11 protein-coding genes and 2 pseudogenes are annotated in these 11,722 nt (G+C 38.5%); all 13 read right to left on the bottom strand.

The window, feature by feature from the left end; all coding sequences use genetic code 11:
- Positions 1-28 precede the first annotated feature (28 nt).
- A complete protein-coding gene (locus tag DXD92_RS10885) occupies positions 29-712 on the bottom strand; it encodes a Crp/Fnr family transcriptional regulator (RefSeq protein ID WP_118640524.1) in 684 nt (227 codons plus the stop codon).
- On the bottom strand, positions 696-875 hold the full coding sequence (locus DXD92_RS10880) for a hypothetical protein (RefSeq protein WP_055225919.1): 180 nt from the start codon (positions 873-875) through the stop codon (positions 696-698). Before DXD92_RS10880 ends, DXD92_RS10885 begins: the two co-directional genes overlap by 17 nt.
- A gap of 353 nt (positions 876-1,228) precedes the next feature.
- A pseudogene (locus DXD92_RS10875) lies at positions 1,229-1,399 on the bottom strand (CDP-alcohol phosphatidyltransferase family protein); the annotation flags it as partial.
- On the bottom strand, positions 1,389-2,453 hold the full coding sequence (locus tag DXD92_RS10870; RefSeq protein WP_118640523.1) for an FUSC family protein: 1,065 nt from the start codon (positions 2,451-2,453) through the stop codon (positions 1,389-1,391). The gene DXD92_RS10870 and the pseudogene DXD92_RS10875, both read right to left, overlap by 11 nt.
- A gap of 31 nt (positions 2,454-2,484) precedes the next feature.
- Positions 2,485-3,528 (bottom strand): sensor histidine kinase, encoded by a 1,044-nt coding sequence (locus DXD92_RS10865; RefSeq protein WP_118640522.1) that lies wholly within the window; start codon positions 3,526-3,528, stop codon positions 2,485-2,487.
- Positions 3,528-4,238, bottom strand: coding sequence for a response regulator transcription factor (locus tag DXD92_RS10860; protein WP_044024695.1), 711 nt, complete (start codon positions 4,236-4,238; stop codon positions 3,528-3,530). The genes DXD92_RS10865 and DXD92_RS10860 overlap by 1 nt, the downstream gene beginning before the upstream one ends.
- Complete coding sequence (locus tag DXD92_RS10855; protein ID WP_117805236.1) at positions 4,217-5,650, bottom strand: phospholipase D family protein; 1,434 nt, start codon at positions 5,648-5,650, stop codon at positions 4,217-4,219. Before DXD92_RS10855 ends, DXD92_RS10860 begins: the two co-directional genes overlap by 22 nt.
- Before the next feature lie 197 nt (positions 5,651-5,847).
- Positions 5,848-7,407, bottom strand: coding sequence for a cardiolipin synthase (gene cls / locus DXD92_RS10850; RefSeq protein ID WP_055225912.1), 1,560 nt, complete (start codon positions 7,405-7,407; stop codon positions 5,848-5,850).
- A 35-nt stretch (positions 7,408-7,442) separates the two neighbouring features.
- A pseudogene (locus DXD92_RS10845) lies at positions 7,443-7,769 on the bottom strand (GTP pyrophosphokinase); the annotation flags it as partial.
- A 797-nt stretch (positions 7,770-8,566) separates the two neighbouring features.
- Positions 8,567-8,782, bottom strand: coding sequence for a hypothetical protein (locus tag DXD92_RS10835; RefSeq protein WP_226977413.1), 216 nt, complete (start codon positions 8,780-8,782; stop codon positions 8,567-8,569).
- A gap of 161 nt (positions 8,783-8,943) precedes the next feature.
- A complete protein-coding gene (locus DXD92_RS10830; RefSeq protein WP_171027973.1) occupies positions 8,944-10,335 on the bottom strand; it encodes a tyrosine-type recombinase/integrase in 1,392 nt (463 codons plus the stop codon).
- Position 10,336: 1 nt separating this feature from the next.
- Positions 10,337-11,326 carry a helix-turn-helix domain-containing protein gene (locus DXD92_RS10825; RefSeq protein ID WP_044954635.1) on the bottom strand — a complete coding sequence of 330 codons (990 nt, stop codon included), beginning with the start codon at positions 11,324-11,326 and terminating at the stop codon, positions 10,337-10,339.
- A 120-nt stretch (positions 11,327-11,446) separates the two neighbouring features.
- Positions 11,447-11,623, bottom strand: a complete 177-nt coding sequence (locus tag DXD92_RS10820) for a helix-turn-helix domain-containing protein (protein WP_003864535.1) — start codon at positions 11,621-11,623, stop codon at positions 11,447-11,449.
- Between the last annotated feature and the right edge of the window lie 99 nt (positions 11,624-11,722).

The raw sequence follows: 11,722 nt of genomic DNA, 5'->3' as shown, positions 1-11,722 counted from the left end.
CGGTAAAAAATTTACGTTGCGGTACCGCCTAGAGAGACGGATGACGCAGCGTAAATTTGTTTTTATGAAATTCGAGGATTCCCTCTTTCTGCATTTTTCCGAGTTCTTTGGAGAGGGCGCTCCGGTCGAGGTTCAGGTAGTCGGCGAGGCCCTGGCGGTCGAAGGGGATCGTAAAGGTGTCGGTGCCGGTTTTGGCAGACTGCGCGGCGAGGTAGACCAGCACGCGCTCGCGGATCGTCTTTGGTGTAGTGCAGAAAATGCGGTTGGAGAGGGTAAGATTTTTCTGCATGGAGATGCGGAGCATGTTACTGCGAAGCTGGGACAGCCATGCATCATCACCATCGGCGGTCTGGTCGAGGTTTCGAAGATTGAAAAAGAGAACCGTCGAGGCTTCGGCTGCCGTGACATTCACCATCATCGGCTCCCGACAGAAGGCATACGTTTCGGCAAATACCTGGCCGGGGGTGATCTTGCTTAAGATACTGCGGTTGCCCCAGAGATCCGTATTCTCCACGAAAACGCTGCCGGACAGCACAATCCCCAGTTCGGACACGCGGTCACCCATGTGATAAATGGTCTGGTTTTTCTCAAACGAACACGTCCGCAGCCACCCGCTCGAAACAAGAGCCGTCCGCCCGGTTTCCGAGATGCCATGAAAGAGCGGGAGAGAAAACACCTCGGCCGGAAAAACAGCATCAGCCAATGATTTCATACTGCAGCATCTCGTATTTCAAAATACTGCCCTCCATAATTTCCGGCGGCAGCAGTGCGCGGGCAACCAGTTTCATTTCATTGTCCTCCGGTTCGATGTCATTGCGGCGTAAATGCGCGTAATCACCATCGATGGCGACTACTTCGTAGGTGCAGGATAACATAAGAAAACAACCTCCTTTTTCTTTACATGATACCTATTATACCGTGTGCAGAAACGGATGTCGATGGAATTTTTAATGTCGGAAACAAAAGTCTATGCTATACTTACAGCAGGGTATGACAGAAAAGAAAGGATGGAAGGTAGGATCCTGGGGGAAGAACTTGAACTGGAAGTCTGCTCGGTGCTGAGAAAAATCCGGGAAGATATGTAGCTCATTATCATCAGCGGCTATGCGGAATTTTCTTATATAATAGGAAAGTTCGACATCTGCTCAGAGAAATCCCTAAACATGTGGAGGATAAAAAAACTGATTTTCTAACAGAGCTTCTGCCATGGTCCAAGTCTTTACCAGAACATATCGGGAAGCTCAGACAGCAATAAGATTTCACCAGCTAACAGAGGATTTTTCTTTACACAATAACTCCATATAATTACCGGAATCAGACAAAGCCGAAAAAAAGAAAGAAGATTAGGAACCGTAATAATTCTATTCAAATTTTCTTCCTGATTCACTTCACTCTGCATGTACGGTCACCTTACTTTCCTTTTTTTTAGACATAAACCAATAAAATATAACACAAAATGCTAAAGCAAACACAACACCAAAAACATTTTGAATCACTCTAAGACTAACCGCTCCTTGTAGTCCATAAGTCTCTGCTGCAATGGCTAAAGCACCAAATGTGTTAAATACTGCCTGCCAGCCATATTGTGCTGAAAATCCTACACCGATTCCACCAAGAATTCCTATATATGCATAGATTGACGAAGGAAGCAGAAAATATAATACTGTAAAACATATAACACCTGCAATATTTCCGACAATCCTTTTACGGACTCTGTAGTGCATATCTTCCATAAACGGCAAAATCGTGGACATGGCCGCAATACCAGCCCACATTGCACGTGGCATATTACAAAGTTCTGCAATGCAAAGGACAATCGGTACGCATAAAATCTGACATATCTGCCATTTTGTTCTGGAAGAAGTGATATCAAATTCTTGTATCAGATCTTTCAGATTTCTTTTATAAGTTCTGTTTTTATGATTTCGATAAAATACGAGGCAGGTAAGTGCTGCACCTAAAGCCATTCCGACTAATCGCATCTGATAGCTTTTTCCCGTAACATCATAACCATATAGCAGCAGATACCCAAGAACCAATGTAGATTGATTAAACATGAATGGATTATGGCATCCGAACAGAATCAACACAGCCAGTGCCGCAATATTTAACAGCATTCCCAATACCGGTGAAAACTGATTTGCTAAATGCGGACATACAGTCATAATTACAAAGAACAAAGCCAAAAGCATCGTAGATTGTCCGGTGTGGATCCCCAGATCCGCATTTCTAAACACCATGAGACATAATAAGACTACTACACCTACAATGCTGTTCTCATTTCCAAATAGGATACTGAAAATACTAACAAAGCAAAAACAAAATGCCATTGTAGCAGCTATCTTCACCAGATATACCCACATATGATATGATTTTTCTTTTAGTGTTTCACTCTTTTTCAACAGGTTTTTAGAACCTGCCTGATTTAACTGCAACTCCTGATAAAATGTCATGTAATTCCTCCTCTATCTGTTTTTCTTAAACTTATATGGCCTCATCTTTCTGTATTGGAAGCTCTACAACAAATCTGCATCCACCATATTCACGGTTTTCTGCTTTGATTGTTCCTCCGGCACTATCTACAATCCGTTTTACAAGTGCAAGACCTAGGCCATTTCCTTCTGCTTTATGAGATCCATCTACCTGATAGAACTTGTCAAATATTCTGGATTTTACATCATCCTCTATTCCTGGTCCTTCATCTTCCAGAATGAACTTAACAGAATCCTGTTCTTGTTTCAGAAACATCGTAATTGTCCCCTTTGAAGGGCTGAACTTAATCGCATTATCCAAAAGATTTATCCAGATATGCATAAAAAGTCCTTCATTCCCAGTATATTTAACTTCCTCCAATTCTACCTGAAAACCAATTTCTTTTTCTGTCCATTTTGTTTCCAATGAAAGAAATGCCTGGCGGATCTGTTCATCCAGACGATATTCTGTTTTTTTCATTGGTATATTCTGATTCTCTAACTTGGATAACAGCAAAATATTACCAACCAATCCGGAAAGTCTTTGGGTGTTAAATAAGATTTTTTCTACATATTCCTCTTGATCCGGAGACAGTTCTTCTCCCTGAAGCAGCATTGTATATCCTTCAATGGCATTAATCGGGGTCTTAAACTCATGAGAAACATCAGATACAAAATCCATCTGCAGCACCTCTGTTGCACGAAGTTCTTTTGTCATAACGTTAAAACTTTGATAAGATTCTCCAACTTCTGCTATACGGCTGTTCGTTTCCAAATGCTGTTCAAAATCTCCCTGAGAAACTTCCTTCATTGCTTTACTAAGTCTGGTAATTGGTTCCAGTAACTTTGCATTAATAAAGGAAGTGATCAGCCCGGCAATCAATGTATTGAAAATCAAAAGCCAGCCAAGCACAGATATGCTGCCCGGCAGATAAAAAAAATGATTCAAAAAAGCAAATAATAAAGCAGATATGACTGTTGAAAATACAAGTGCCAGCCAGATTGCACCAGTCAGACAGGATCGGATCCGCAATCCTTTTTCTTTCTTTTGTTCCATTATTTTTTCACCACCTTGTATCCAATTCCACGCATTGTTACGATTTCAAAATCAGGGTTATCTTTAAAACGCTCTCTGATTCTTCCTATATGTACCTCTATCGTATGTGGGTCTGCCTCCGTCTCGTATCCCCATACTTCATCCATCAACTGTTGTTTTGTAAATGTTCTGCCTGGCGAAGCTGCAAGCTTATATAAAAGCAGGAATTCTTTTTTAGGCAAAACAAGACTTTCCTTATCAGTTGTAACCGTCATTGCATCATAATCAAACTCTGTTGAACCGATCACAATTTTGTGTTCATTCAGTATCTGTGCACGGCGAAGCAGTGCTCCAACTCTTAAAACCATTTCATTCACATTTACCGGTTTTACCATATAATCGTCACTTCCCGAAAGAAATCCCTGGCGCATATCATCAAAGGAACCTTTCGCAGTGATCATAAGTACCGGTATCTGATATCCTGCTGAACGGAGTTCCGACACCAGTTCATAACCATCCATAACCGGCATCATAATATCGGAAATGATCAGATCAATATACTCTTTATCCAATATTTCTAATGCCAGTGCTCCATCCGATGCACTTTTGACCTGATATCCATTCTTCTCAAGCACTTTTTGGAATAGCTGGCTTAATTCTTTATCATCTTCTACAATCAATATTTGAAACACGTTTTCCTTCCTCCTTATTAAAACAGATACCTTGCCCATCCAAGCAGATGCTGTACCAAAAATATTTTTCTCTGACGTTTCTTTGTTAATTCGATTGGCTCTACATGATATGGATCACGATAGGTTCCATCTTCCAATACCTGTCGGGACACTCTTTCATATTCCATCATGCCTTCTTCCAACTGTTTATTAATCTCTTTGCTACGTATTACAAGCATCAGTTCCGTATCCAGATACGTGCTTCTCATATCCATGTTAAAGGAACCGATTACGGATAGATCATCATCAATCAGGATGCTTTTTCCGTGGTAAGAATAGCCGCCTTCATACTCCCAGATATCAATTCCTGTATTTAAAATTCTGTTTCTGTTTCTCGCATAATCAGCAGAACCAAACGGATTTCCATTGTTGGCAACCGAATTGGTCATGATAGAAAAATCCGGAACTCTCTCCGCAATCTCTTTCCATGTATTATACATCATATCATTGCAAATAATATATGGTGTATGAATTTTCACGCGCTCTTTTGCATTTTTCATTAGTTCTCCCAGTTGATACCAGACTACTGGTTCCTTGGAACCTGTGTGGATAGGATTTGACACTAATGCAATCTTTTCTGTCTCAAAAGTTTCGTCCGTGTAATCGGTATCGCAGATTCTTTCCTTATTCTCTTCAAAATATTTCTGATAGCCGTTCTGCAGTTCTAAAACTGCGTTCTTTACAGATTTTCTATTTGCCAGTTTTTTATTGTCATGAAAATAACCACTGTCTTCTTGTTCCCATATCGTTTCAAAATACTCTAACAACTGGTTAACTGAATTTTCTTTCTCAGGTTCATCGCAAACCACTAACACGTCTCTGTCATAGTTCTTATGTCCCGGAAAATCACCCAGGAAATAATTGTATGTATTTCTTCCCCCAAGAATATATCTTTTTCCATCTGCAATCAAATATTTATCATGCATTCTACCCATCATTTTCCACGGTTTCAACGGATTGGCCTTATTATATAGTTTAATTTCAACATTCTCATGGGAAGATAATCCATAGAAATACGGATTTCCTTCCATATCAATCCAGCTCTCCATTCCATCTATTAACAGACGAATATGTACACCTTTGTCTGCCGCATCATGCAGTGCTCCTAAAATCAATTTTCCACTTTCATCGGATTGAAATGCAAAAGTAGAAAGAATAATTTCCTTTTTTGCATTCTTGATCAAACGCACTCTTTGTAAAAGCGCTTCTGGATTCTTTTCTATGATTACTGCCCGTTCTGTATTTTCACTGCATTCGTTCCATGACACATTTTTTGTTTCTTTTTTGGTTGTATTGGACACTTCCGGCTGCTTTTTATATGCAACGCGGATTCCGAGCAATTCATAAAAAGCCACACATAAAAAAATTGCCAGTATAACAAGAAGGATTTTACATATTTTATACTTTTTCATTGTACATCACCTGATTCCTTTTTATTTCATACTTATACAATACAAAGTCAATCTCAATTTAACCTCAACAAGGTTTGTTTTTTCATCAATGCAAAATCTTCTTTGTACAACAGACTGTTAGATATAGTAAAAACGGCCTTTCAAAAACAGTTAACTTCTAAATCAACTGTTTTTTGAAAGGTCGTTTCATCAGATTCTTATAGCAATCCAGCAAATAATCTCATAAATAATTGTCCCAGTCGCAAATATGCACTTCGTCCGGTTTGATATTGGTCTGTCACATCACGACATTCTCCCATCGTTCTTATCAGATCATTTTTTATTTCCACAACTGCCTGACAATCTGCCATAAAACAGCCGTTTTCAAAATGGTGATATAAACTTCGATAATCCAGATTAATTGTTCCACAAGTTGCCATACAGTCATCTGCCACACTCATTTTTGCATGACAGAAACCAGGAGTCCACTCATAAACACGAACACCATGTTTAACCAATCCATGATAAAAAGAACGAGTTATATTATAAATGAATTTTTTATCAGGGATACCAGGTGTGATAATTCTTACGTCTACCCCTCGCTTAGCAGCCAGACATAACGCATGCGTCATTTCATCTGTTATGATTAGATATGGAGTCATAAACCAACAATATTTTTCAGCTTTATTTATCATACTGATATAAACTTCTTCTCCTACTTGCTCATTATCCATAGGGCTGTCTGCATAAGGTTGAACAAACCCAGTTTGCTGTGCCGCATAATCATAGTGGAAAAGGTATTTACTAAAATCAGAATCATTAGCATCCTTATCACTTACTGCATTCCACATTTCCAAAAATGTCACCGTAAGCGACTGAACAGCATCTCCTTCTAAACGAATACCTGTATCTTTCCACTGTCCATACGGGTGTGTGTAATTAAAATATTCGTTTGCTAGATTATATCCACCTGTAAATCCGACTTTTCCATCAATAACTGTTATTTTTCTATGATCACGATTGTTCAAAAACAGATTTAAGCCTGGCATAAACGGATTGAATACACGGCAATGAATTCCTATTGCCTCCATCTTTTTCACAAAATCTGTGTTAATAAAGCCTATAGAACCCATATCATCGTAGAATACTCTAACTTTCACACCTGCTTTTACTCGCTCTTCCAGAACATCTTGAATCTTATGCCATGCTTCAGCGTCTTCTATCGCATGATATTCCATAAAGATAAACTTCTGTGCTTTCCCCAAATCCTTAAGCTGTGCCTCTAATCCTTTCACTGCTTCATCAAAATACACAATATCCGTATTCTGATAGATTGGATACTGCGAATTTCTTTGTATGTAACTTGCTATATTTCCTGCTTTCGGAATTGTTTCTTTTATTCTGCTCAAACACTCCTGACTGTCCGGGAGCATTGGTAACAATTTGCTATCAATTTCTGCATATCGCTCACGCATTTTATGTGTGCCGCCATTCAAACCAATCAACAAATACAGGCCTACACCCATAATTGGGAAAATTAGAATTAAGATGACCCAAGGCATTTTCATAGAGGATGTCTTATTTGATGCGTACAATCCCAAAACCAAGATCCCACTCAAAATCCTTGTAAATAAATTTATGATTTCTGCATATTCATTCAAGCGTGTTACGATAGTAATAATAAAAATCACTTCCAGAAGAATGCAGATTATGGAAAAGCACAGCCGTTTTACCCCATTTTTTGTTTTTGCTTTGCCCTCTAAAGTATCTTGTTTCATATATATTCCACCTTCCTACTTGCTCAGTTTTCTCCCTAAATTTCGTGTAACATACCAATTTTGTCTTTTATTCTCTGCATTTCATTATCTGCTTCAATGATAGCTCTTGCAGAATGAAGTAATTCTTCACTTATCTCATCATAGCCAGGCATTTCTTCAATTCCTTTTTTATAGCGAAGTTGATGTTCCAATGTTGCCCAGAAATCCATACCATTGGTTCGAATCTGTAATTCTACACGCATAGGTGTTTTACCCTTAGCAAAAAATACTGGTATTTCAACAATCATATGATAGCTTCGATAACCATTCGATTTTGGATTTTTTATATAATCTTTTATTTCAATAACTTTAATATCATGCTGTTATCCTCCTAAATAGATTGAAATATGTCAATGAGTTTTTTCTTGAACAATAGTATAGCACAATTCTTTTATTTTGTTCCAACTTCATACATGATCATAACATGTAAACTTTAAACTATTTTCCCAGATTATTTCTCCATCAGTTTTTCAAACCAGGTATCCATCCCCAAATAAGGGGTGACAACAGAGCGAAACCCAAATGTTAGCTGGACTTCCTGAAACCCATGTTTGCAAACAGGTGATTTTGATTAGCCGTCAGCTAACAAAAATCGGATTGCGTTAGCTGGTAATTGATCATTTTGAATGGAAAATCATGTCACGAACGTGATTAGAAAACAAAAAAAGCGTTCGTTGTCAGCTAATCCAGCTAACATTTTCGAACGCTTTGAAGCCCGTCGCCAAGAGGATTTGAACCTCCGACCCCTCGCTTAGGAGAGCTCCAACCTATTGTCACTCTCTGTCAATCTGAGGTAAGGTAAACCCATATGGGACACTATATAAAACTGTTTCCGATTCAATTCGAGTTATTCTGAATACCCCCTCTGTCAAGCTCTGTAAAGCTCTGAAAGTTAGCTGATTGTTTGCCCCAGCTAATAATCGGGGAATGCCTTGATATTACCATCGACATCTGTTATATGACCACCATGCTTCGTACGTTCGATCATGGTAAACAGTATTCAATTAAACTTTCCTATCATAAGTACAAGATATTTTCTTGTCTATAAATAATATAACGCATACGAGACGGTTTGTCCATGCGTTTTTGACTGGCAAATTTATAAGCTGCTTTCATATTTTTAAACACGGACATAACCAGTAGATATACCTTCGATTCGGTTGGATGCTCCCGTACTCTGAATCAATGCAACTTCTAAGAGTGTTTTCAATTCATCTACATTGGCTTCGAGAAATAATTCCTGTTTGCCTTTATGTTCATGGATGCTGCTAACCATCTGAACAATTTCAGGTGTTAACAACTTCGCAGGACTTACAATAAAATCAAAGTCTCTCATAGGAATCTCCTTCATTTCAGATTTATCTCCGTCATTCTATCATCAAATGATGGAGATAGAATATCCATATACACAATAAATATCCTCATTTCATCCATATATTATATCGTTTTATGAATCGTTTTTTCACTAAAATTACACTATTTTTTCACTATTTTTCATTACTTCATCGTCTTCGCCAGTGAATTGAGCAATGCCCGCATCTCTGGATTCGCCAATACTTTTGCCAGAAGTTCCGGATCGACTTCATCAGCAACAGTAGTATTATTATTTTCCTGCTGTACATGCATCTGTGGATCCAGATTCTTTTTCTCATAAAATGCTTCTTCAAAAAGCTCTGCATTTTTCCTTCTGTCATCATCCAGAATATGAGAGTACACATCTGTAACCATATTGACCTGAGCATGGCCAGAATCACCCTGTACCGCCTTGATGTCTCCACCATTCAGTTTCAGCTTATAAGTAACACTGCTATGACGAAAACTGTGAAATACAACCGGTGGGAGATTATAGTCCTCGATCAATTTCTTTAAAGGGCCACGGATTGCTCCATCACCAAGAGGAAGACCAAAGGTACTTGCCATAACCAGGTTATAGTCCATATATTCGTCACCCAGGATTTCTTTCATTTCATCCTGCTCAGCTTTCCAGTCTACAAGCATATTAGCAACGCTCTTCGGTAAGAATATCTTACGTACACTACTTTCTGTCTTCGGTGTTTTCAGAATACGGACCGTAGAATTCTTCTTATGATTTGTCGGAAATACCAACAACACATCTTTTCCATCCAATGCATTTAAAGATTCTTTTCTTATACGCTGTGATTCTTTGTTGATGAAGACATATGCACGGTTTTCTTCAATTGCCTCATGAGAAATATCTACACAATCCCAGGTAAGACCAAGCAGCTCACCAAGTCGCAGGGAACATGAGAAAGATAGATTAATTGCGAGCTTTAATCGTTCATCTTCACAGACACTGAGCGCATACATCAATGTATCCGCTGTCCAGATGTCTCTTTTTTGTGATTTATGTTTTGGTACAGTCGCATGGGTGCAAGGATTCTTCTCCATCAACTCCCATTTCACTGCCTGTTCAAAACAGTTTCTAAGCAGCTTATTAATATCCCTGACCGTACTGGAAGATACAAATTCATTTCGACTGGTTTTATTCAATGGATTGATAACTGCACGTCTCTTCAAAAGACTCTGATAATATCTTTCGATGAAACGGGTATTGATCTCTGAGAGTTTCGTATCACCAATGATCGGAAGAATATAGTTATTGATAAGAGAGACATTTCCTTCATATGTAGAAAGCGCCCAGTTTTCTTTGCCATAAAGTGCAACATATTCTGTAATAAGCTCGTCCAGTGTTTTGCATTTACGGACGACAAATGATCCCATCTCTTTTTTATATTCAATTTCTTTTTTTCTTCTCTTTGCTTCGGCTTTCGTTTCATAGGTTTCCCACTTCTGTTTCCTCTCACCTTTTTCATTCGTATAAGAATAGATTACATTAAATTTTCCGTTTCGTTCTCTTATAGATGCCATATTATTGCATACTCCTTTCCAAATCTCTTTGCTCCATCCAGTCCTCAAATTCATCCCGACGGATCCTAACTCGACTGCCAACTTTTATTACTGTGAACTTTCCTTTATCCGCCCACTTGTTGATCATGCTTCTGCTGACCTTTGCCAGATAGGAAGCTTCATCAAAAGTAAGATACTTTATATTTCCATTGCTTCCTCGTATTCCGGTCTGTGATAATTTCTTCCGCCGGAAATTAGCCAGGGCAATATTTTGTTCCTGTGCAAGTTCTTCATAATCATTCGATGGATCCAGCTTATACCGATCCTGACCTTCCAGGAATTTTCGAAAACTCTCTTTTGTGATCCTTTTCTTTTCTGCAATCACAATGAATTCAAAAAAATGACTATACTTTGGATTATCAAGAATTGTATATACTGCGCTTCTGGTTGTTCCAAGCAGCTGTGCCATCTCAGGCATCGTAATTGTTGCATCTTCCAGAAGAGCGTCTTTTTTTCTGTCTTCCTTTGTTCGATACCGGGACTGGCTTTTATACCAGTTCTGAAAAGATTCTTTTGGTATTCGTTTCCAGTAATCGACAATAACAGCTTCCATTTGATTTTTCTTGAGTAAATCATAAACAAGATACTCATCAACACCCAACAGATCCGCAACTTCCTTAACGGAATAGGACCAGGATTTCAATTCTTTCCCTGGTTCTTCTCCGGTAACTTTATGGTATTTAATCTGATTGGCGTACCATTTTTCAAAGCTGGCAATATTGATTCGTATCTTTCCAGCAATCTCTTTAGATTCAAAAACATTTTTATGCACCAGCCAGTATCGATCTGTCTTTTTTAATCCCAGCAGCTTTCCCATTTCCGGCACGGTCATCCAGGTTCTCTTTTGTGTCGGACGCCGTTTGTAAGGACTGTCTTCTGATATCTTTGAAATGATCTCTTCAACATCGTCCATTTCCGGAACTTCTTTTTGTTTCATAATTGCTGTTGCCATTTATTCTTCACTTCCTGTCTTTTTTAGTGTTAGTTTTTTTTCTTATATCATATCTCAAATCCAGATAAAAATTTAGGATGTCGATTGCAGACAAAATCTGCCTGATCAACACCCTGTTTTTTATTGTTCCAAGTTATCGAGCCAGTCATCGAAACTCTTCTTAGAGATGCGATACTTTCCGCCATCCAACTGGATCCACCGGAATTCCTTTTTCTTTAAAAGGTTATAAATAGTAGGTCTGCTGACTCCTAAGATTTCCTGTAACTCTTGAACTGTATAACATCTTTTTTCTGACATTTCTTTATCCTCTTTTCTTTGAAATATGAAAGAAAAATTATCCCTTCATATAACGAAACGCTCAGAGCATGTTTTACAGTGGTCAAAAGCAAATTTTTT

Origin of the sequence: Blautia sp. TM10-2, assembly GCF_003480845.1 — a bacterium.
In the GTDB taxonomy this organism is placed as follows: Bacteria; Bacillota; Clostridia; order Lachnospirales; family Lachnospiraceae; genus Fusicatenibacter; species Fusicatenibacter saccharivorans.
This window is presented reverse-complemented; position numbering and strand designations above follow the sequence as displayed.